Raw genomic sequence first — 21,795 nt, 5'->3', positions numbered from 1 at the left:
ACTCAGGAGATGGACTCGCCGCCACCGGACGCCAGTTGTGTCACCCGATCAGCTGATTGTTTCATTCGCGCCGCGATGTCTTCAATCTGGGCGCCGGTAATGGGGCCTTCGATGGAGCCTGCCACAAAGCACATGACCGGCACCTGGCGATACACAAACACCGGTACTGAAATAGTACTGACTTCGTAGCGTGCCTTGGGGTCTATTCGGTCCAGGTGGTAGTGTTCCTGACACAGATCCCGCTGGTATCGGTTGGTGGCGTCTTCCAGCTCGATCAGGCTCCAGGACTGGTGGATCCGGGTAAGCTCCCGGGTCAGTTCCTCTTCGGCCCTGGTCCGCAGGGTCACCTCAAAACCGCGCGCGCGGATAGCGATCACCGATACCCGTAATTTCTGGTCGAGGCGTTCGTTATAGCCGCCGAGCGATTCGTGAGCACGGGTCAGCCAGGCCTCCAGGCGCTTGGCCGGGGAAAATGCGGTAAAGCAGGCCGCAACCGGTGCCGTATTGGGCAGGCGTAAACCGAGCTGGAACGAGTCCATCAACGGGGTCGCGTTACCGTACAGCGCCAGCAATACCTGGTGCAATTTGGAGCGCGCGGTAACGGCAAAGCCGAGTTTGAGGTCGCTGTTCAGGCTCTCCAGCTCCGGTCGCGCGTATTCCAGCACCGGGAACTGTGCAAAAGCGGCATGCCCTGCCGCTATAATAGAGGGTCCAAGACGGTAAGCCTTGGTCTTGGGGTGCTGAACCAGGAAGCCATAATTTGCCATAGTAGTTAGAATAGCGTGGCAGGTGGCCTTATTGAGATTCAGTCGTCGGGTCATCTCGGTCAGGCCGAACGCCTGCTGAGGATTCGCCATCAACAGGTCGAGTATCGCTAGCGCGCGCGCTGTGGGTTGTGAAAACAATGCCACGAAAATACTCCCAGGCTTGGTGATTGTCGGTACAGTATACTGTACCGTTTGATCCGGAGTCCAGCTGGAGAGCGGGTATGCCATGCCTGAAACCAACCACACTGGCTCGCAATTGCGAGCTGGCATTAAACAACAGGGAGCCACGCGGTGCCAGCGCTTTGTCAGGGTAAGCTAATACTGTATGGGACCAGTGCCTGCCATCTGTGCGAGTTGGCGGAGCAGCTGCTGCAAGCCGCCATTGTCGGGGGCTACCCGGTTGTCTTTGAAAAGGTCGATATCAGCGAGAGCGACGACCTGTTCGAGCGTTTCGGTGTGAAAATCCCGGTAGTCAGGCGGGCCAGCGGGGCCGAGCTCTGCTGGCCATTTGGTCAGGTCGAGCTCGAGTGTTTCCTGCGGGGTGAGTGAAAGCTGTTTCGGGTTTCTCCACAGCCTTTTCCCGATTAAGACCCGACCTTGACCGCGAGTACGTCGCAGCTTGCACCGTGGAGAACGCCGTTGGCAGTCGAGCCCATTAACAGGGCGAGACCATAGCGACCGTGGCTGCCAACCACGATAAGGTCTGCATCAAGTTCCTTGGCTTTGTCATGAATTTCAACCTCAGGCCTGCCCAGTACGATATGCTGTCGCTCCGGGGCAATGTTGTAAATCTCGCCGAACCGGGTGAGTTGCTGTACCGCTTGCTGGTGGATTTCATCCTGTATGCCGGAAAAGTCCATTGGAATATCGCCACCGTAGGCAAAACTGAGCGGCTCAATGACATGAATAAGGTGAAGCTCGGCTCCGGTTCCGGCAACGAGCGCCCGTGCGCGCTCCGCTACCGTGGCTGAATCTTCACTCAAATCGACAGCAATCAAGAGTTTTTTGTAATGAGACATCTTTTAGCTCCGCAGCTTTTCAGTAAAACCAGTGCTCCTTATAGCATACAACGTTGCCCAGGTAATGCCCCGCGGCTATGTCAGCGGGACCCGATAGCCTTCGCATTGACCTGAGTCAGAGGCTGTTTGTGAATTATCTGCTGATTTTTTTTATTATCATGGTGGCGCTCGCGCCGCTGACGCATTTCCTGCCCAGCAAACACCAGCGCAAGCAGGTGGCCTTGCGCGAGTGCGCGGCCCTCAATGGCTTGTTTGTGGAGTTCAGGTCGCTGCCCGGGCAGGCCGCTGGTAACCGCGGCGAACCGGGCAGTGTCATTTACTATGGCCTGCGCTTGCCTGCCTCACGGCAGCGGCCTGTGCGTCGCCAGGCATGGCTGCACACCGGGAACCAGTGGCGATCAGTAGGCAATCCCGCACCGTTACCGGAGCCATTGGCGGCTTGCCCCGAGGCCATACTCGCGTCTAGTCTTGAGGAAGGTAGTTGCGGTATCTACTGGCAAGAGCAGGGCGATGAAGGTACGGTTGCGGAAATCTCCCGTATCCTCAGGGTGTGGGCGCAACAGATTCATGACTGATACCAGGCCCGCGATTCCGGCTTGCTATAGTGCGCCAAAGGCACCCGGGACGAGAAATCCGGGTGGTACTTTTCGGTGTTTTGCTTGACCCGGGCCGGCTTGGCCCTTATATATGCCACTTTTTTGGCCCGGCCTGGAACTCGCCAGCGGCCTTTTGCAGGAGTTTATGGGTAAATCACTCGTTATCGTTGAGTCGCCCGCCAAGGCGAAGACCATCAACAAATATCTGGGCCCGGATTTCATTGTGAAATCCAGTATTGGCCATATCCGGGACCTGCCGACAGCCGGCAGCTCCGGGCCGGTTGACGCCAAGGAGCGCGCAGCACAGGCCGCGATTACCCGGAAAATGTCGCCGGACGAAAAAGCCGAGCACAAGAAGCACAAAGCCCGGCAGCAGCTGGTTCGGCGTATGGGCATAGACCCTGAGCATGGCTGGAAGGCGTCCTACGAGATACTACCGGGCAAGGAAAAAGTGGTCGCCGAATTACGCAAGCTTGCGGCTACCAGTGACGCCATTTACCTCGCGACCGACCTTGACCGCGAGGGGGAGGCGATTGCCTGGCACCTGCGGGAAGCCATAGGCGGCGACGAGTCGCGCTACCAGCGTGTCGTATTCAACGAGATCACCAAAAAAGCGATAACGGAAGCATTCAAGCAGCCAACACAGGTCGACCAGAATAGAGTTAATGCCCAGCAGGCGCGCCGTTTCCTCGACAGGGTTGTAGGTTATATGGTGTCGCCACTGTTATGGGCAAAGGTCGCCCGAGGCTTGTCTGCGGGACGGGTGCAGTCGGTGGCGGTGCGGTTGATCGTGGAGCGTGAGCGGGAAATACGCGCCTTCATGCCGCAGGAGTACTGGGAAATACATGCGGACCTGCTGCCGAGTGGCGCGGACGCCATAAAATTCCAGGTTCGCAAGCATCGTGGTGAACAATTCCGTCCCGACAATGAAGCCGTGGCCAGTGCAGCTACCGCCGAGCTTGAGCAGTTGCCCTACAAGGTCAGCCAGCGAGAGGACAAACCCACCCGTTCGAAACCATCGGCACCGTTCATTACCTCAACGTTACAGCAGGCGGCAAGTACGCGACTGGGTTTTTCGGTGAAAAAGACCATGATGATGGCTCAGCGCCTGTATGAGGCGGGCTACATTACCTATATGCGTACCGATTCGACCAATCTGGGCGCGGATGCCGTGAGCGCCTGTCGAGATTATATTGCCGGCAATTTTCCTCCCGCTTACCTGCCGGAAAAGCCCAATCGTTATAGCAGCAAGGAGGGCGCGCAGGAGGCGCATGAAGCAATACGTCCTTCGGATGTCATGGTGCTGCAATCAAATCTGCAGGGAATGGAACGGGATGCAGAGCGACTCTACGAGATGATCTGGCGCCAGTTTGTGGCCTGCCAGATGACACCTGCAGAGTACACCGCAACCACCGTAACCGTAGCGGCAGGCGAGTATGAACTGTCGGCAAAAGGCCGGATCATACGCTTTGACGGGTATACCCGGGTTCAGTCCTCCGCGGGTCGCAAGGGAGATGACGCTGTGCTGCCTGATATCCAGCAGGGCGACACTCTGGCCTTACAGGCGCTTGAACCCGTACAGCACTTTACCAAACCGGCGCCGCGTTATGGCGAAGCCAGCCTGGTGCGTGAGCTTGAGAAACGGGGTATCGGCCGTCCCTCGACCTACGCGTCGATCATATCGACGATTCAGGACCGCGGTTATGTGCGCCTGGAGAACAAACGGTTTTATGCGGAGAAAATGGGCGATATCGTCACCCAGCGCCTGCAGAACAGCTTCACTGAGTTACTGGATTACGGCTTTACCGCGCGAATGGAAGAGCGGCTCGATGAAGTGGCGCAAGGTGAGCTGGACTGGCGCCAGCTGCTCGATATGTTTTACGCTGATTTTCGGGAGCTACTGGACACGGCCGTGGAGCCGGAGCCGGCGGGTATGCAGCCCAATGAACCCACCATGACCGATATTCCCTGCAGCAAGTGCGGCAGGCCCATGCAAATACGTACCGCCAGTACCGGTGTTTTCCTGGGCTGTTCAGGTTACGCGTTGCCACCCAAGGAGCGTTGCAAAAATACCATTAACCTGACTCCGGGCGATGAAGCCATTCGCGAAGATGCGGATGATGAAGCCGAGTCTCGCCTTTTACGCAGCAAGCACCGCTGCGCATTGTGCAACGCGGCCATGGACAGTTACCTGATAGACGAACAGCGCAAACTGCACGTCTGTGGCAATAACCCGGACTGCCCGGGTTTTGAAGTGGAAGAGGGCAAGTTCAAGATAAAGGGTTATGACGGCCCGGTACTCGAATGCGATAAATGTGGCGCGGAGATGCAGCTGAAGACGGGGCGTTTCGGCAAGTACTTTGGCTGCACCTCGGAAACCTGCAAGAACACCCGCAAGCTATTGCGCAGTGGCGAGGCAGCGCCGCCGAAGATGGACCCGGTGCCCATGCCCGAGCTGGCCTGCGAGAAGGTTGAGGATCACTACATCCTCCGCGATGGTGCCGCGGGGCTGTTTCTCGCTGCAAGCCAGTTTCCCCGCAATCGGGAAACCCGCGCGCCTTTCGTTGATGAGCTGCTGCCACACCAGGATGAGATCGATCCCAAATACACCTTTCTGTTCAGTGCGCCCGTGGTTGATCCGGAGGGCAATCGCTGCCAGGTTCGCTATAGCCGCAAAACAGCCGAGCAGTATGTGATGACCGAGCAGGACGGCAAGCCCACCGGCTGGCGAGCGTTTTATCGTAACGGCGTGTGGCAGGCAGAGGAAGGCAAAAGCAGCGGCGGCAAGGGCAAAACAAAACCCAAGGCCAAGGCCAAGGCAAAAACCAAGGCTAAGGCGAAGGCGAAGTCCGCCACCAAGACCAAGCCAAAGGCCAAAACGAAAACAAAGGCCAATGCAAAGACCACAGCCGCTAGCAAAGAGGCATCGGAGAAGGCATGAGTTCCGCGCGCGGGCAGGCTAATCACAAGCTGTATCTGGCCCGTTTGGTATTGGCGGGTTGGGAACAGCAGCGAGCCGGCCAGGCCATTCCCGCCAGTACCCTGGCGCAGGCATTCGCACCTGGGGTACGTGCACACCTTCTGGATGCCTATGGTTGGCTGTTGCTTGGCCTGGTGGGCGAGGAACAGCCGGCGGCAGGCATACCGCATGCGGTAGCTGAGCTTCCGGCAGTGGCGCCGGGCAAGGCGACGCCGGCACAACTACAGGAATTTATCCGTCTGGAAAACGCCGGCTGGCTCGCGGAGTTGCAACGCCAGCCAACCTACAGCGTGGCAAGCCGCGGCGGTAGTAGTCTGGCCCGAACCGCGGATGATATTCCCCTTCCGGAAGATTTTCAGCAATGGGCGCAACACCTGGAGAGCAGCCTGGTGCAGATAGGCGACCTGCTGGATGAGTGCTAGCTGGCTGGCAGCCGGAAGTGGGCCCTGCTACACTGAAAATCCAGCCTCATGAACAGGAGTATTGAGTGCCTACCTCAGTATTGGAGATTATTGATTACGGCGATGGCGAAATCGTGTTGCAGCGGTCCGGTGACGATTCCGAACCGCTGTTGCGCATTTCTTTTTCCGAGGAGTCGCAACTGTACCTGATGGATAACGGCCTGGATGTTGCGAAGGTCATGATACAGGCAGGGCTACAGGCAGCCGCCACCCTGGTAGAGCAGGATGATGCACCGGAGAATGCCAACCCTGTCGCGGAGCATCGAATACTGCACTGACGGTCCGCCTCCGGGGCAGGCGTCAGGCTCCGCGCCGCAGTACCCCGACGCTTAGCCCTTCAATGGCGAAAGCCTGCTCTCGCAAATCGACAAGAATGGGCTGGAAATCCTGGTTTTCCGCCAGCAACTCCACCATGAATTTGCTGCTCCCGCGGCGAAACCGTTTGACAGTGACTTCATCTTCAATTCTTGCGACCACAATATCGCCGTTGCTGGCAACGTTAGTGCTGTGCACAGCCAGCAAATCGCCATCAAGGATGCCGGCATCCATCATGCTGTCGCCCTGGACCCGCAGGAAGTAATCGGCAGCGGGCTTGAAAAATGTCGGCGGTAGTGCGCAGTAATCCTCAATATGCTCCTGGGCAAGCAGTGGACTGCCTGCGGCGACCCTGCCTATAACAGGAATGCCCGGAGCGTCGGGCAGGCGAATTCCCCGGGAGGCCCCCGGGATTATTTCAATGGCTCCCTTGCGGGCGAGTGCCTTGAGGTGCTCCTCAGCCGCATTGGCGGATTTGAAGCCGAGGTCCCTGGCGATGTCCGCACGCGTCGGCGGATAACCGGTTTGGTCGATGTGCTGGCGCACGATATCCAGAACCTGCTGTTGTCGCTGCGTTAGTTTTTCCATGATCAGCCATCTGTGTATTTGTACAGTGGCTGTGATTATATACAGTAAAGGGCGCGACCCACAAGCGGCACTCAGTAATCCTCTGCGCCGTAAAGGCTGTCGGGTTCAATGGTGGTCAGGGGGCTATTCCATTGTTCCGGGTGCAACGGTGTGTCCGGGTCCAGCGCATCTTCCCTGGGCAGCTCATACGACGTGCGCCAGTCCTCGGGCGCCTCCGCTTTCTGCAGTGCCATCTGTTGCCAGGTCTCAAGGTCATATTCGGTAATTTCACCATCCAGGTGCTGGGCTTCGATAGTCTCGGCAGACGGGTCCCAGGCCACGACTTCAAACAGTGTGTTGGTATCGCGATCCTTGTACCAAGCGCCGATAATGGGATCCAGTATATGCATATCCTTGCTCGCTTTTGTCGAGTGAATAATCAACATACCACCTCATCACACACTGTCCATTATGTATTATTGGTCTAAAAACCATCACCTGAAATAACCACGATTGAGGCGCCAAAAAGTTTATGTGGAAGATCAATCGCTTGCAGTATCCCCATAGGGGCTCCCTGATACCCTTCCCACAGGGTTATAATCAAATCTTGTTCCGCTGGTGGTCTCAACATGAAAAAATTGTCTAAAGCGCTGTGGGAAGTCTCATCGTGAGCGCCCTGGGAATCATCGGGGGTACCGGTGTGGATCAGCTTGAGGGGCTGGCTATTGACCGTGAGCACGACCTCGATACCCGTTTCGGTGCTCCGTCACGCCCCATTCAGGAAGGGCGTGTAGCCGATCGCCAGGTCTTTTTTTTACAGCGTCACGGCAGCCCCAGGGCCATCCCCCCTCACCGGATCAATTACCGCGCCAATCTGCAGGCGCTGCATACATTGGGTGTGCGGCAGGTGGTGGGCATTAATGCGGTGGGAGGTATCAGTTCTGAAATGCAACCCGGGCGGCTGGTGATTCCCGATCAGCTGATCGATTATACCTGGGGGCGCGAGCATACCTTTGACGACGGTAGCGCCGGCAGCCTGCTGCACATCGATTTTACCGATCCCTATGATCTGGGCCTGCGCCTGGCACTGCTTGACGCTGCGGACCGAGCGGGTATCGGCTATGAGCCTTCGGGTGTGCACGGAATAGTCCAGGGGCCGCGGCTTGAAACAGCGGCGGAAGTGAGGCGTATGGCCGTCGATGGTTGCGATATCGTGGGTATGACCGGAATGCCGGAAGCCGCGCTGGCCAGGGAATTGGGTATTGCCTATGCATCGGTATGCATGGTGGTCAACCTGGCTGCGGGTTTGGGCGATGTACCGTTGTCGCTGCCAATGATGCAGGAGATCCTGCGGCGCGAAGCTGCAGTGGTCAGAGCTCTGCTGGAGACCCTGCTGCGGGCTCTTCCGGTTCAGCCTGTCGGCTAAGGTAAGGTGAAATTTCCTCGTCGTAGTCGGCCTGTTTCAGGTCGTCGACCTCCAGCGGGGTGAATTTGACGATTACCCCGAACAGTGGGTGATCAATATAATGCACTTCATTGGAACGCATTTTTCGTTCTTGTTGCAGTGCTACCGCGTGGCGATAGGGGTAGCCCGGCTCGTCGTCAATATCCAATTCTGATTCCGATAGTGGCGCACCGGCCTCATCAATTTCAGGGGCTTCCATGGCCAGCCCTGGCTCTGGTTCTGCCAACGGTTCAAGGTCGAGCCCAATAAGGCCGTCGTCATGCGTGTCTGGGTCGGCGTGGTTATCTGGATCGCCGGGCGGGTTTAATGGTGGCGGCTCTATAACCTGCAGCGAGGCCGGACCTTTGGGTGGCGCCGGCATCTGCCAGTCATCGGGCAGATAGCTGCCGTCAGTGTTCAGCCATAATTGAGTGGCAATATGCAGGAAACGTGATCGGTGCAGGGCGATGGATCCCTGTAGCAACGGGTAGGTGCCCGTGTCACCGGAGCGGTCAAGGATGATCGGGAGGGCGTCCTGTTCGCCATCTACCGGTTGCCACCAGGTTTCATGAAACAGGATCCGGTATTGTCCGTTGCGTTCCATGTAGGCGGCTTTGCCGCGGAATTCACGCTCGCTGGCTGGCAACAGCACAAACGGCACCGGCAGGCGGGGAGGGGTCTCTGCGTCGGTTGTCTCGGGTTCTTTCGCGCGCTCGGCATGTTCGCCCGCAGCCTGCTCTGTTGGTATGCCGGTACTGTCGTCTGTAGCAGGGTTGCCCGCCAATGCCGAGCGGTCGTCGGGTGCAACCGGCAAGTCCTCACTTGGCAGGCCCTCAACCGGAAATGTCTCGGCCGGCAGGTAAATTAACTGTCGACCAAATTCGTCTATTTCGCTTTCCGGGATACTTTCGGGGGTTTCAGCCGGGGCTTGCCCGGGGGCGGCAACGCTTTCAAGGTTGGCGATGATGCGTTCGGGGTCCAGCAGGAACCTGGCCGGCTCCGGGTACTCCAGCGACGGCAGGGCCGGCCAGTGCTCAGCCCGCAGTGCGGCAGGGTTCGTGTGCGCGATGACCAGTATTTCGACCTTGTACCAGCGGCTGTCATCCACTGTCTGGGCCACGGCCAGCGGCGCGGCAACTACCAGGGCGAGGGAAAGCAGGCGGGCTGGCAGGTGGTAGTTGAAGATGGGCATCAGGCGGCAGGTTCCATGGCATCGGCGGCAAAAGTATCCAGCAGGTCGTCGATAAACTGCTGGCGCTGTTCCGGGTCGTCCAGTGCGTGCTTGAATCGCAGCCTGGTAGCTCCCGCCAGCTGGTACGCTTTCGGGTCCGATTGTACCAGCTTGACGAGGCTTAACGGGTTCACCTGGGTGGACTCCCTGAAATCGATGTTACCACCGCTTGCGCCAACCTCAATCCCGGCAATACCCATAGCCTCGGCACGTATCCGCAGCCGGGCGACCTGTACCAGGTTTTTTACCTGTGGGGGCAACAGGCCGAAACGGTCAATCATTTCCACCTGGATGGCCCGCAGGTCATCTTCCGAGCCGGCACCGGCAATACGCTTGTAAAGTACCAGCCGGGTGTTGATGTCGGGCAGGTACTGTTCCGGTATCAGTGCAGGCAGGTGAAGGTTGATTTCGGTGCCGGCATCCAGCGGTGCATCCACGCTGGGGATCTCGCCCCGTCGAAGCGCCGCCACTGCCCGTTGCAGCATGGTCATGTACAGGGAGAAGCCGACACTGTGTATCTGGCCGCTCTGTTCGTCACCCAGCAGCTCCCCGGCACCGCGGATCTCCAGATCATTGGTTGCCAGCAGGTAACCCGCACCGAGGTCACCGGCGGCTTCAATGGCCTCCAGGCGTTTTTCCGCGTCCGGGGTAATCGCCGAACGCGGCGGGCACAGCAGGTAGGCGTAGGCCTGGTGATGCGAACGGCCCACCCGGCCCCGCAGCTGGTGCAACTGGGCCAGGCCGAACTTGTCTGCCCGCTCGATGATGATGGTGTTGGCATTGGGAATATCAATGCCGGTTTCAATGATCGTGGTGCACAGCAGGATGTGGTGGCGCTGGTGATAAAATGCGGACATCACCTGTTCCAGCTGGGTCTCGCGCATCTGGCCGTGGGCGACCCCGATTGAAAGGTCGGGCAGCAGTTCGCGCAGTTTGCGTGCGGTTTCCTCGATCGTTCGCACTTCATTATGCAGGTAGTACACCTGTCCACCACGCAGCGTTTCGCGCAAGACTGCCTCCCGAACCAGGGCGATGTTGTGCTCGCGGACAAAGGTCTTGATCGACAGCCGGCGTGCCGGCGGCGTTGCGATAATCGACAGATCGCGCATGCCGCCCAGGGCCATGTTCAGTGTTCGTGGAATCGGTGTTGCGGTGAGGGTAAGAATGTCCACCTCGGCGCGCAGTGCCTTGATCGTCTCTTTCTGCTTGACCCCGAAACGGTGTTCCTCATCAATGATCAGCAGGCCGAGATCCTTGAATTTGAAATCCCGCTGCAGCAACTTGTGCGTGCCGATCAGAATATTCACTTCGCCACTGGCGGCGCGTTGCGCTACTGCATCGGTCTGTTTGCCTGATTTGAAGCGGGACAGCACATCAACCGTCACCGGCCAGTCGGCAAAGCGATCAGAGAAAGAGCTGAAGTGCTGTTGCGCCAGCAGGGTGGTGGGCACCAGTATCGCGACCTGCTTGCCATTCTGCGCGGCAATAAACGCAGCGCGCATAGCGACCTCGGTCTTGCCAAATCCGACATCGCCACAGACCAGCCTGTCCATGACCCTGGGGCTGGTCATATCATCAATCACTGCAGAGATCGCCGCGGCCTGGTCCGCGGTCTCCTCGAAGGGAAAACTGGCGGAAAACTCCTCGTATTCCGGGATCGGTAACTCGAAACGGAAACCCTCGCGAGCCTCCCGTCTGGCATACACTTCCAGCAATTGGGCGGCGACATCGCTGGCCCTTTCGCTGGCCTTGCGTCGCGCCTTTTCCCACTGGTCGGACCCCAGTTTGTGCAGTGGTGCGAGGTCCGGGTCACTGCCCGCATAGCGGCTGATCAGGTGGAGCGAGGATACGGGTACATACAGTTTGCTGCCGTGGGCATATTCCAGCGCCAGAAATTCCGTGTCGGCGCCTTCCACCCCCAGGGTCTGCAGCCCGAGATAACGGCCGACGCCATGTTCCAGGTGCACCACCGGCGCGCCCTCGCGTAACTCGTTGATATCCCGGAACAGGTTCTCGGTACTTTTATCGTCCGTCTTGCTGCGTCGCCGGCGCTGGGCAACGCGGTTGCCGAATAACTGTGACTCGCAGACCAGGGTGGGCAGCTCGGGACCAAAGTACATGCCGCGATCAATGGGGGCGATAGTGATGGCGAAGTCCAGGCCGGAGGCAATGAATTCCTGCCAGTTGGCCACCTCCGGCGGTGTCAGCTCATGTGCCGCCAGCGTCTCCAACAGCATTTCACGGCGTCCGGCCGATTCGGCGCACAGTAGCAGGGGGGCCGGGTGATTTTGCAGAAAGTGCCTTAGTCGATCGGCTGGTGCCTGGCGGGCGCCGGGGGTTGCCAGGTCGGGCAGGGCGTGTGACGGCGTAGTGACATGTACCGGGGCGTCTTCGTTGCGGCGCAACTCCAGCACCGGGCAGGTTCCGAGCAACTGATACAACTCCTCCACCGGGGTGAAGCAGCGGCGGGGCGGCAGCAGGGGGCGGCGGGGATCAACGCCATACTCCTCGAAACGCGCATTGGCGTCCTCCCAGAAGCGCTGTGCCGCCTGGTAGTGATCGCCGATGGCAATGACCGGGGTTTGCGGGGGCAGATAGTCGAACAAGGTGGCGCAGTGCTCGAAAAACAGGGGCAGGTAGTATTCACAGCCGCCTGGAGAACGACCGGCGCTGACTTCCACATAGGTCGGGCAGGCGTCGTGGTCAACCTCAAACGCATCGTACCAGTTCATCTGGAAGCGGCTGATCGCCGCGGGATTCAGCGGGTATTCGCGCGCCGGCAGCAGGTTGATGGAGTCTACCTTTTCAATGGTGCGCTGGGTTTCCGGGTCAAAGGTACGCAGGGTGTCCACTTCGTCATCCAGCATATCCACCCTGAACGGACGATCACTACCCATCGGGAAAATATCCAGCAGGGCGCCCCTCAGTGCAAATTCGCCGTGCTCATACACCGTATCCACATTGTGGTAGCCGTTGCGTTCCAGGCTGCGCCTGAAACTGGTGAGCTCCAGTGTCTGGCCCGGGGAGAGTACAAGGCTGGAGCCGGCAATATAATCGGCGGGGGCCAAGCGGTGCATCAGTGTGGGGATGGGGACAATCAGGATCCCGGTCGCCAGGCTGGGTAGTCGGTACAGGGTCTCCAGACGCTCCGATACGATATCCTGGTGGGGCGAGAAGTTATCGTAGGGCAGGGTTTCCCAGTCGGGAAACGCCAGAATGGCAATCGATTCCTCAAGAAAAAAGGGGAGTTCCCGTTCCAGTGCCAGCGCCGAGCTGGTGTCGGCAGTGACCACCAGCAATAATTCCCCGGGACGTGCCAGCTCGGCAATACAGCGCGCCTCGGCGCAGCCATGAAAAGGGCCCAGTGCGGTGCGGCTGCCGGGTTTGGCGGGCCAGGGCGTGGCGTCTACCAGGGATCTGAACATAGGAATCGGGCTGTCGGTGGCGGTGGCGGGCGCCTATTGTAAGGAAATTGGGAGAAGATGGAACGTTAGTGGCCACATACGCGGCCACGCTGCAGGCCTGTGGCCGTAAATTTGCCTCATGCGCCTTGCGGTGAAGGAGCGAGAATACGATAATATGCGCCCGTTGTATTCCCCCTCACCCCGGCCAATAAGGTAGCGTGCACGTGAATGAACGCAAGCGAGAGCGTCCCGATGATTATTTCAAGGACTGGAAAGAGCGAGAGGCACTGGCAGAGGGCATGATCCCGCTGGTGGGTCAGCTTTCCCGCAGCAAGAACGTCAAGTGCTACATCTACGGTAAATCCCTGGTTAACCGTGCTGTGACCCAGATTATGAAGGACCACCGCTATGTGCGGCAGGTGGAGGAAAACGAACTCTCGGAGTTTGAAACTTTCCCCATCCTGAAAACGCTTTCAGAGCTGGATCTGGGGCCCGCGCACATCGATATCGGTCGCCTGGCCGTGCAATATTACGATCACGGTGAGGGTGCCGGGCTTACTATTGAAGACTATGTCAGGCGCGAAGTCGCCGATCTGATTGGCGCCAGCGCCAAACCCGCCTCGAAACCCGTTGATGTGGTGCTCTATGGTTTTGGCCGTATAGGGCGTTTGATGGCGCGTATTCTCATCGACAAGACCGATGGTGGCGATTCCCTGCGCTTGCGCGCGGTGGTAGTGCGCAAGGGCAGTGCACCGGACGACCTGGTGAAGCGGGCGAGCCTGCTGCGTCGCGATTCGGTTCATGGGGCCTTCGATGGCACTATCCGGGTGGACGAAGAGCGCGAATCCTTCATCGCCAATGGTAATGAGATCAAGGTGATCTATTCAGATTCCCCGGCCTCCATCGATTACACCGCCTATGGTATCGACAATGCGGTGATTATCGACAACACCGGTGTTTGGCGCGATGAAGAGGCTTTGTCACAGCACCTGAAGTCGAAAGGCGCAAGCAAGGTGATTCTCACAGCGCCCGGCAAGGGCAGCATGAAGAATCTGGTGGCGGGTATCAACAACGATATTCTCACCGACGCCGACAAGATTGTGTCTGCGGCGTCCTGTACCACCAATGCCATTGTGCCCCCGCTCAAGGCCATGGATGACAAATTCGGTATTGTCAGCGGCCATGTGGAAACAGTGCATGCCTACACCAATGACCAGAATCTGACCGATAACTACCACAAGGCTGACCGTCGTGGCCGCAGTGCGCCTTTGAATATGGTGCTTACCGAAACCGGCGCCGCCAAGGCGGTCGCCAAGGTTTTGCCGCAGCTGGAGGGCAAGCTCACCGGCAATGCGATCCGGGTACCGATTCCCAATGTATCCATGGCCATCCTCAACCTCACCCTTGCCCGGGAAACCAGCAAAGAGGAAGTGAACGAGTATATGCGTTACATGGCTCTGCACTCGCCCATGCGCAAACAGATCGACTACTCCAACTCGCCGGAGGTCGTATCCAGCGACTTTGTAGGCTCCCGCCACGCCTGTATTTTTGATGCCCAGGCGACTATTGTGAATGGTACCCAGGCCGTGCTTTATGTCTGGTATGACAATGAATTCGGTTACAGCTGCCAGGTCTACCGGATCCTTGAGCAGATGGCCGGGATCAAGTACACGCGGTATCCCAAAAAATCATGAAATTGCCATGCCGGCGGCGTTGTTCCGTGGCAACGGGACAAGCCGGCGCCACAGTGGCCTTTTGGCGGGATCATCCGTTATAATGCGCGCGGCCTGAAGCCGGGCGGCAGTGCGCAAGCCCCGGTAGTGACAACCTTATCTCTGAATCTGTAGGCGGATCGTATGATCAAGATCAAGCGGGGCATGGACATCCCCATCGAGGGCGCGCCCCGACAAACGATTGAAGACGCACCCCCGTGCCGCACTGTCGCGATTGTTGGCCCGGATTACGTGGGCATGAAGCCCACCATGGAAGTGGCCGAAGGCGATCGTGTTAAAGCCGGACAGTTATTGTTTACCGACAAGAAAACGGAAGGCTTGCGCTACACTGCCCCCGCAGGTGGGGTGGTTACCGCCATTAACCGCGGTGCCCGCAGAGTGCTGCAGTCGGTAGTGATCGAAATTGAAGGCGATGCGTCAGAGAGTTTTCCATCCTGGGACGCCGCCGCTGCCCGGGATCTGGAACCTGCGACTATTCGCGAAAACCTGAATGCCGCCGGCCAGTGGACGGCACTGCGCGGACGTCCGTTCAGTCGCGTTCCCGCTCTTGATGCCGAAGCGGCCGCGATTTTCATTACCGCAATCGATACTCACCCGCTGGCGCCCGATCCCGCACTCTTTATCATGGAACAACCAGAGGCCTTTGCCCTGGGCCAGGAATTGCTCGCAAAACTGACGACAGGCAAACTCTATCTTTGCTGTACGGCAGGCAGGGAGCTGCCACTTGGCAAAGCGCCGAATATTGAGGTGGCGCCTTTCGCCGGTCCTCATCCTGCCGGCCTTGCGGGCACCCATATTCACTTTCTTGAGGGCGGTGTCAGCATAGACAAGTCGGTATGGACGATCGGTTACCAGGACGTTATCGCGATCGGCCGCCTGTTTCTGGATGGGTGCATTTTTACCGAGCGAGTGATCGCCCTGGCCGGTCCCCAGGTTGAGGATCCGCGTCTGCTGCGGACCCGGCTTGGAGCCGACCTGCAGGTTCTTTGCGCGGGCCAGTTGAAAGAAGGCGAGAACCGGGTGATTTCCGGTTCGGTACTCGGCGGTCGCCGGGTGCAGGCGCCAACAGCCTATTTGGGGCGCTACCACAACCAGGTATCGGTATTGCGGGAAGGGCGCGAGCGCCAGTTCATGGGATGGCTGTCCCCCGGCGCCAGCAAGCATTCCAGCCTGGGCATTTACCTGACCAGCCTGTTCGGCAGCAAACCATTGCCAATGACCACCACGACCAATGGCAGCCAGCGCGCAATGGTGCCGGTGGGTACCTATGAGAGGGTAGTCCCGCAGGATTACCTGCCGACCTATCTGCTGCGGGCCCTCATTGTGGGCGATACCGAAACCGCACAAGCGCTGGGTTGTCTCGATCTTGACGAAGAAGATCTGGCGTTATGCACCTATGTGTGCCCCGGCAAGTACGAGTACGGTCCCATTTTGCGGGATAATCTGACCAGTATTGAGAAGGAGGGTTAATCCGTGGGACTGCGTAGTATTCTTGATGGTGTAGAGCACCATTTCGAAAAAGGCGGGCGCTACCAGAAGTGGTATGCGCTCTATGAGGCGGTAGACACCATTTTCTATTCGCCGTCCTCGGTAACCCGCAATACGGCTCATGTGCGCGACGGGGTCGACCTGAAGCGGATCATGATCACAGTCTGGTTCGCCACCTTTCCGGCCATGTTTTACGGCATGTATAACCTGGGTTTCCAGGCCAATGACATTCTGGCAGGTGCAGGCCAGGTGGAAGGCTGGCGCGGCACCCTGATCGGCCTGTTTGGCGGCTACGACGCCAGCAGTGTGTGGGACTGTTTTTTCTTCGGCGCCCTCTATTTCCTGCCGATCTACCTGACGACGTTTCTGGTGGGTGGTTTCTGGGAAGTATTGTTTGCGATGAAGCGCGGGCACGAGGTGAATGAAGGCTTCTTTGTTACCTCCATCCTGTTTGCCCTGATCTGTCCGCCCGATGTGCCATTGTGGCAGGTCGCGCTCGGCATCAGCTTTGGTGTGGTGATCGGCAAGGAGGTGTTTGGTGGCACCGGCAAGAATTTCCTCAACCCCGCCCTGACCGGCCGCGCCTTTCTTTACTTTGCGTATCCCGCCCAGATGTCTGGCGATGCGGTCTGGACCGCTGTTGACGGCTACACCGGCGCCACGCCGTTGTCGGTAGCGGCTTCCGACGGTATGGCCGCACTGCAGTCGCAATGGACCTGGTTTGAGGCCTTTATCGGCGCCATTCCCGGCTCTATCGGCGAGACCTCAACCCTTGCGATCCTGCTGGGCGGCGTGGTGTTACTCGCAACCCGGATTGCCTCCTGGCGCATTGTAGCCGGGGTGTTCCTGGGTATGGTGGCGCTGTCCACCCTGTTCAACCTGGTTGGCTCGGAATCCAACCCGGCCTTCGCCATGCCTTTCTACTGGCACCTGGTTACCGGTGGATTCGCCTTCGGCATGATATTCATGGCGACCGATCCGGTATCGGCGGCCTTCACCAATACCGGCAAGTTTACCTACGGGATCCTGATCGGGGTGATGACGGTGCTTATCCGCGTGGTCAACCCGGCCTTTCCAGAGGGCATCATGTTGGCGATCCTTTTTTCCAACCTGTTCGCACCGCTCATGGATCACTTTGTGATTCAGGCAAATATCAAACGGAGGCTCGCCAGTGTCCAGTAACGACAGCATCCGCAAGACGCTGCTGGTGGCATTGTCACTATGCATTGTGTGCTCGGTCATCGTATCAACGGCGGCGGTGATGCTGAAGCCGGTCCAGGAAGTGAACAAGACCCTTGATCGCAAGCGTAACATCCTTGCCGCGGCGGGCATGCTTGAGCAAGACCGCTCGGTTGAGGAGCAGTTTGCCCAGGTCAAGACCCGGGTAGTGGACTTGCGTACCGGTGAGTTCACTGATGATGTAGACCCCGCCACCTACGAACCGCTCAAGGCGGCGAAGAATCCCGCGCGGTCAACAGACCTTGAGGAAGACCCCGCCAATATCGGGCGCCGCGAAGACTATTCGCTGGTTTACCTGGTGGAAAATGAATCGGGTGAACTGGACAAGTTGATCCTGCCGGTACGTGGCTATGGCCTCTGGTCCACGCTTTATGGCTTTATCGCCCTTGAGTCAGATGCCAATACGGTTGCCGGGCTGGGCTTTTATGAACACGGTGAAACGCCGGGGCTGGGTGGCGAGGTGGACAATCCGCGCTGGAAAGCCCAGTGGCCGGGCAAAAAAGTCTACCGCGATGGTGAGGTTGAGCTAAAAGTAGTGAAGGGCAGTGTGGATGCGTCCAGCGACCTTGCACCCTGGCGCGTCGACGGCTTGTCGGGCGCGACCCTGACCAGTCGCGGCGTCAGCCAACTGGTACAGTTCTGGCTTGGTGAACGGGGCTACAAGCCCTTCCTGAACAACTTGAAATCCGGGGAGGCCTGACATGGCGACCATCAAAGAAACCCTGATAACACCCATCTTCAAGGACAACCCGATTGCCCTGCAGATTCTGGGTATTTGCTCAGCGTTGGCGGTGACTACTTCCATGCAGGTCACCGTTGTCATGTGCCTGGCGCTGGTGGCGGTGACCGCGTTCTCCAACCTGTTTATCTCCTCGATTCGTCACCATATTCCGGGCAGTATCCGGATTATTGTGCAGATGACCATCATCGCGTCGCTGGTCATCGTGGTTGACCAGGTTCTGAAAGCAGTCGCTTACGAGATCAGCAAGCAGCTGTCGGTATTTGTCGGTTTGATCATTACCAACTGCATAGTGATGGGACGAGCGGAAGCCTTTGCGATGAAGAATCCGCCATTGCCCAGCTTTTTCGATGGTGTCGGCAACGGCCTGGGCTACAGTGTGGTGCTGCTGGCGGTGGCCTTTTTCCGCGAGCTGTTCGGCTCGGGCAAGCTGTTCGGCATGGAAATCATGCCGCTGGTTACCGAGGGCGGCTGGTACAACCCGAATGGCCTGCTGTTGCTGCCGCCGAGCGCCTTCTTCCTGATCGGCGGTTTTATCTGGGTGTTGCGCAGTATTGATCGCGAACAGGTTGAGGAACCTGACTTCAAGATGGCCAGGCACACTGTCGCGGAGGAGGGCGCGTAATGGAAAACTTACTCAGTCTGTTTATCCGCGCCATCTTTATCGAGAACATGGCGCTGGCGTTCTTCCTGGGCATGTGTACGTTCCTGGCAATCTCGAAGAAGGTGCAGGCCGCACTGGGTTTGGGGATAGCCGTTATCGTCGTACTTACCATCACGGTGCCGGTCAATAACCTTATTTATAATTATCTGCTTGCGGATGGTGCCCTGGCCTGGGCGGGCCTGCCGGATGTGGACCTGAGTTTTCTCGGCCTGCTGTCCTACATTGGCGTGATTGCGGCAATCGTGCAGATCATGGAAATGTTCCTCGATAAATACGTGCCCGCGCTTTACAGCGCACTCGGTGTGTTTTTGCCCCTCATAACCGTGAACTGCGCCATCCTCGGCGCCTCATTGTTCATGGTTGAGCGCGATTACAACTTTGGCGAAAGTGTCGTGTTTGGTGCGGGGGCCGGCGTCGGCTGGGCACTGGCGATTGTCGCGTTGGCGGGTATTCGTGAGAAGCTCAAGTACAGCGATGTACCCGCCGGGTTGCAGGGGCTGGGCATAACCTTTATCACTGTGGGTTTGATGTCTCTGGGTTTTATGTCATTCGGTGGTATCGATCTCTAGACGGATGTAAGTAGTTATGGATATGACAATAGTTTACGGCGTAACCATGTTTACCGTGATCGTGCTCGCACTGGTCATGGTTATTCTGATGGCGCGTTCGCGGCTGGTGAGTTCCGGAGAGGTGACCATTGAGATCAATGGCGAAAAAACCCTCCATGTAGCCGCCGGTGGCAAGTTGCTGCAAACCCTTTCGGAAAGTGGCCTGTTTCTGCCCTCCGCCTGTGGTGGTGGCGGCACCTGTGCCCAGTGCAAGTGCATCATTGAAGAAGGTGGCGGCGCCATGTTGCCCACCGAAGAAAGTCACTTCAGTCGCCGTGACGCGAAGGAAGGGTGGCGCCTGAGCTGCCAGGCGCCGGTCAAGCAGGATATGAAAATCCAGGTGCCGGAAGAGGTGTTTGGCGTCAAGCAGTGGGAGTGCACGGTTGAAAGCAACCCCAACGTGGCCACCTTCATCAAGGAGCTCACCCTGCGCTTGCCCGAGGGTGAAAGCGTGGATTTCAGGGCCGGTGGCTATGTGCAACTGGAATGCCCCCCACACCATGTCAAATTCAGCGATTTCAAGATTGATGAAGAATATCGCGGCGATTGGGAGCGCTTCGGCTTTTTCAACCTGGAATCAAAAGTCGACGAGACCGTAATCCGGGCCTACTCCATGGCCAATTACCCGGAAGAAAGAGGGCTGGTCAAGTTCAATATCCGTATTGCCACACCACCTCCCGGCAGTGAGGGCATCCCTCCCGGAGTCATGTCGTCCTGGGCATTCAACCTGCAGCCCGGTGACAAGGTTAAGGTGTACGGCCCCTTCGGCGAGTTCTTTGCCAAGGATACCGAGGCCGAAATGATCTTTATCGGTGGTGGCGCGGGCATGGCGCCCATGCGTTCACACCTCTTCGACCTGCTCAAGCGCCTCAACAGCAAGCGCAAGATCTCATTCTGGTATGGCGCCCGTTCCCTGCGCGAAATGTTCTACACCGAAGATTATGACCAGCTGGCGGCGGAGAACGATAACTTCGAGTGGCACGTGGCGCTATCGGATCCGCAACCGGATGATAACTGGGATGGCCTGACCGGTTTCATTCACAATGTGTTGTTTGAGGAATATCTCAAGAATCATCCGGCACCCGAGGACTGCGAATACTATATGTGCGGGCCACCAATGATGAATGCCGCGGTAGTCAAGTTGCTGGCGGACCTTGGTGTCGAGCCGGAAAATATCCTGCTCGATGACTTCGGCGGCTGATGTCCGTGCACCCACAGTCTGCAAGCCACCCTTCGGGGTGGCTTTTTGGTATTGCCCTGCACCTGTGCCTGGCGCTGGCCCTGGTCGGCTGTGGCCGGGAACAACAGGCGGTTGAGCTTGCCGGCAGCACGATGGGCACCACCTGGCACGTAACCTATGTGCCAAGTCAGACCAGTCGCAATCCCGAGCAGGTCCAGCAGACGCTGGAGGCGTTGCTTGAAGATGTTAACGCCAGCATGTCGACCTGGCGCCCCGATTCTGAAATCAGCCGTTTTAACCGTAGCCCGGTTGGGGCGTGGTTTCCGGTGTCGCCGGATTTTGCCCGGGTGCTGGCTGTGGCCCTGGCGATTGGCGATGCATCCGACGGCGCCTATGATGTTACGGTGGGGCCGCTGGTGTCACTGTGGGGTTTTGGCCCCGGCCAACCAGGCATAACGGTGCCGGAAGAGGGTGCAATCGACGCTGCCCTGCAACAGGTGGGGCAGGGTCACCTGGAGTTTGACTCCGCGAACAGCCGCTTGCGGCGCACGCAACCGGTAGAACTGGATTTTTCGTCCATCGCCAAAGGCTATGCGGTTGATGTACTGGCCCAGGCCTTGCAATCCGAACAGATCGGCCATTATCTGGTCGAAGTAGGAGGTGAAATGCGCGTTGCGGGCAATAGCCCGCGGGGCGACGCCTGGCGGGTGGCGATAGAGCAGCCCCACTCCGGCGAGCGCGCGGTCGCGCTGGCAGTGGCGCTGACCGATAAGGCGATAGCGACATCGGGCGATTATCGCAACTTTTTCGAAGTGGACGGGAAGCGGTTTTCGCACAGTATCGACCCTCGTACCGGCTATCCCATCGCCCACGACCTGGTGTCGGTAACCGTGATTGCCGACGATTGCACCAGCGCTGATGCCTGGGCGACCGCGCTCACGGTCATGGGTGCGGATGCTGCGCTGGCGCTGGCGGAGCGGCGCCAGCTCGCGGTATATTTAATGCGCCGGTCGGAAGATGGTATTGTCACCGCGTACTCAAGCGCGTTCCAGCCCTGGCTGGCAGCGCCGGAATTTTCTCAATAGCGGCTTATAAGGCTGCAGGGATATCAGTAATGACCGTTTTTCTGCTCAGTGCACTATTGATGGGTACCATAATGACCATTATGGCCGTGGGCGTTATAGCCGGACGCAGTCCCATCAAGGGCTCCTGTGGTGGCCTGGGCGCAGTGGGAATAAACAGCAACTGTGAAATCTGTGGTGGTGATCCCAACCGCTGTGAGGAAGAGACCGGCACGCTCGCCTTACCTGCGCCAGATAGCGCGTCTTTTTACTCCGCCGATCGATAAGCGCCCGGGGTG

The 21,795-nt window shown here is 58.3% G+C and carries 21 protein-coding genes; 15 read left to right on the top strand and 6 right to left on the bottom strand.

The features are described 5' to 3' along the window. Nucleotides 1-2: 2 nt before the first annotated feature. Nucleotides 3-911, bottom strand: a complete 909-nt coding sequence (locus CWI75_RS10560; RefSeq protein ID WP_162300053.1) for an IclR family transcriptional regulator — start codon at nucleotides 909-911, stop codon at nucleotides 3-5. Nucleotides 912-1,058: 147 nt separating this feature from the next. Between CWI75_RS10560 and CWI75_RS10555 the strand changes: the two genes are divergently transcribed. After that, on the top strand, nucleotides 1,059-1,316 hold the full coding sequence (locus CWI75_RS10555; protein WP_206604700.1) for a glutaredoxin family protein: 258 nt from the start codon (nucleotides 1,059-1,061) through the stop codon (nucleotides 1,314-1,316). A 35-nt stretch (nucleotides 1,317-1,351) separates the two neighbouring features. Here the strand turns inward: CWI75_RS10555 and CWI75_RS10550 are convergent, their stop codons facing one another. Then, nucleotides 1,352-1,786: a universal stress protein gene (locus CWI75_RS10550; protein WP_101521466.1), complete on the bottom strand. Its 435-nt coding sequence runs from the start codon at nucleotides 1,784-1,786 to the stop codon at nucleotides 1,352-1,354. Between the two features lie 128 nt (nucleotides 1,787-1,914). Between CWI75_RS10550 and CWI75_RS10545 the strand changes: the two genes are divergently transcribed. The 4 genes from CWI75_RS10545 (at nucleotide 1,915) to CWI75_RS10530 (ending at nucleotide 6,101) form a co-directional block, all read left to right on the top strand. Continuing rightward, nucleotides 1,915-2,361 carry a hypothetical protein gene (locus tag CWI75_RS10545; protein ID WP_101521792.1) on the top strand — a complete coding sequence of 149 codons (447 nt, stop codon included), beginning with the start codon at nucleotides 1,915-1,917 and terminating at the stop codon, nucleotides 2,359-2,361. A gap of 166 nt (nucleotides 2,362-2,527) precedes the next feature. Further along, the gene (gene topA, locus CWI75_RS10540) at nucleotides 2,528-5,323 is read left to right on the top strand and encodes a type I DNA topoisomerase (protein WP_101521791.1); all 2,796 of its coding nucleotides are present in this window, start codon (nucleotides 2,528-2,530) and stop codon (nucleotides 5,321-5,323) included. Continuing rightward, nucleotides 5,320-5,784 carry a DUF6586 family protein gene (locus CWI75_RS10535; protein WP_101521465.1) on the top strand — a complete coding sequence of 155 codons (465 nt, stop codon included), beginning with the start codon at nucleotides 5,320-5,322 and terminating at the stop codon, nucleotides 5,782-5,784. Before topA ends, CWI75_RS10535 begins: the two co-directional genes overlap by 4 nt. Nucleotides 5,785-5,849: 65 nt before the next feature. Next, on the top strand, nucleotides 5,850-6,101 hold the full coding sequence (locus tag CWI75_RS10530; RefSeq protein WP_101521464.1) for a hypothetical protein: 252 nt from the start codon (nucleotides 5,850-5,852) through the stop codon (nucleotides 6,099-6,101). A gap of 22 nt (nucleotides 6,102-6,123) precedes the next feature. On the opposite strand, the gene lexA is transcribed toward CWI75_RS10530, so the two are convergent. Both lexA and CWI75_RS10520 read right to left on the bottom strand, forming a co-directional pair. Beyond that, entirely contained in the window at nucleotides 6,124-6,726 is a 603-nt protein-coding gene (lexA, locus tag CWI75_RS10525) for a transcriptional repressor LexA (RefSeq protein WP_101521463.1), read from the bottom strand. Nucleotides 6,727-6,797: 71 nt separating this feature from the next. Beyond that, nucleotides 6,798-7,151, bottom strand: a complete 354-nt coding sequence (locus CWI75_RS10520; protein ID WP_241521174.1) for a DUF6763 family protein — start codon at nucleotides 7,149-7,151, stop codon at nucleotides 6,798-6,800. A 221-nt stretch (nucleotides 7,152-7,372) separates the two neighbouring features. On the opposite strand from CWI75_RS10520, the gene CWI75_RS10515 reads away from it, so the two are divergent. Then, complete coding sequence (locus tag CWI75_RS10515) at nucleotides 7,373-8,131, top strand: S-methyl-5'-thioinosine phosphorylase (RefSeq protein WP_101521462.1); 759 nt, start codon at nucleotides 7,373-7,375, stop codon at nucleotides 8,129-8,131. Here CWI75_RS10515 and CWI75_RS10510 read toward each other — a convergent pair. Both CWI75_RS10510 and mfd read right to left on the bottom strand, forming a co-directional pair. Beyond that, complete coding sequence (locus CWI75_RS10510) at nucleotides 8,076-9,341, bottom strand: CsiV family protein (RefSeq protein WP_101521461.1); 1,266 nt, start codon at nucleotides 9,339-9,341, stop codon at nucleotides 8,076-8,078. The genes CWI75_RS10515 and CWI75_RS10510 overlap by 56 nt on opposite strands. Then, nucleotides 9,341-12,805, bottom strand: a complete 3,465-nt coding sequence (mfd, locus tag CWI75_RS10505) for a transcription-repair coupling factor (RefSeq protein ID WP_101521460.1) — start codon at nucleotides 12,803-12,805, stop codon at nucleotides 9,341-9,343. Before mfd ends, CWI75_RS10510 begins: the two co-directional genes overlap by 1 nt. A 203-nt stretch (nucleotides 12,806-13,008) precedes the next feature. Between mfd and CWI75_RS10500 the strand changes: the two genes are divergently transcribed. From CWI75_RS10500 to nqrM, 9 genes are all read left to right on the top strand, one after another. After that, nucleotides 13,009-14,478, top strand: a complete 1,470-nt coding sequence (locus tag CWI75_RS10500) for a glyceraldehyde-3-phosphate dehydrogenase (RefSeq protein WP_101521459.1) — start codon at nucleotides 13,009-13,011, stop codon at nucleotides 14,476-14,478. A 162-nt stretch (nucleotides 14,479-14,640) separates the two neighbouring features. After that, entirely contained in the window at nucleotides 14,641-15,987 is a 1,347-nt protein-coding gene (locus tag CWI75_RS10495) for a Na(+)-translocating NADH-quinone reductase subunit A (protein ID WP_101521458.1), read from the top strand. 3 nt (nucleotides 15,988-15,990) lie between these two features. Then, nucleotides 15,991-17,187: an NADH:ubiquinone reductase (Na(+)-transporting) subunit B gene (locus tag CWI75_RS10490; protein ID WP_101521457.1), complete on the top strand. Its 1,197-nt coding sequence runs from the start codon at nucleotides 15,991-15,993 to the stop codon at nucleotides 17,185-17,187. After that, nucleotides 17,177-17,944, top strand: coding sequence for a Na(+)-translocating NADH-quinone reductase subunit C (locus tag CWI75_RS10485; protein WP_101521456.1), 768 nt, complete (start codon nucleotides 17,177-17,179; stop codon nucleotides 17,942-17,944). The genes CWI75_RS10490 and CWI75_RS10485 overlap by 11 nt, the downstream gene beginning before the upstream one ends. Nucleotide 17,945: 1 nt before the next feature. Further along, entirely contained in the window at nucleotides 17,946-18,608 is a 663-nt protein-coding gene (locus CWI75_RS10480; RefSeq protein ID WP_101521455.1) for an NADH:ubiquinone reductase (Na(+)-transporting) subunit D, read from the top strand. After that, nucleotides 18,608-19,216, top strand: coding sequence for an NADH:ubiquinone reductase (Na(+)-transporting) subunit E (nqrE, locus tag CWI75_RS10475; protein WP_101521454.1), 609 nt, complete (start codon nucleotides 18,608-18,610; stop codon nucleotides 19,214-19,216). The genes CWI75_RS10480 and nqrE overlap by 1 nt, the downstream gene beginning before the upstream one ends. A 16-nt stretch (nucleotides 19,217-19,232) precedes the next feature. Further along, nucleotides 19,233-20,456, top strand: a complete 1,224-nt coding sequence (nqrF, locus tag CWI75_RS10470) for an NADH:ubiquinone reductase (Na(+)-transporting) subunit F (RefSeq protein WP_101521453.1) — start codon at nucleotides 19,233-19,235, stop codon at nucleotides 20,454-20,456. 5 nt (nucleotides 20,457-20,461) lie between these two features. Then, on the top strand, nucleotides 20,462-21,520 hold the full coding sequence (locus CWI75_RS10465; RefSeq protein ID WP_162300052.1) for an FAD:protein FMN transferase: 1,059 nt from the start codon (nucleotides 20,462-20,464) through the stop codon (nucleotides 21,518-21,520). A 29-nt stretch (nucleotides 21,521-21,549) separates the two neighbouring features. Further along, nucleotides 21,550-21,783, top strand: coding sequence for a (Na+)-NQR maturation NqrM (nqrM, locus tag CWI75_RS10460; RefSeq protein WP_101521451.1), 234 nt, complete (start codon nucleotides 21,550-21,552; stop codon nucleotides 21,781-21,783). The last annotated feature ends 12 nt before the right edge of the window (nucleotides 21,784-21,795 follow it).

This window comes from Kineobactrum sediminis, from assembly GCF_002868715.1.
Taxonomy (GTDB): Bacteria; Pseudomonadota; Gammaproteobacteria; order Pseudomonadales; family Halieaceae; genus Kineobactrum; species Kineobactrum sediminis.
Note: the sequence above shows the minus strand (reverse complement) of the source record. Positions and strands in the feature narration are given on the sequence as shown.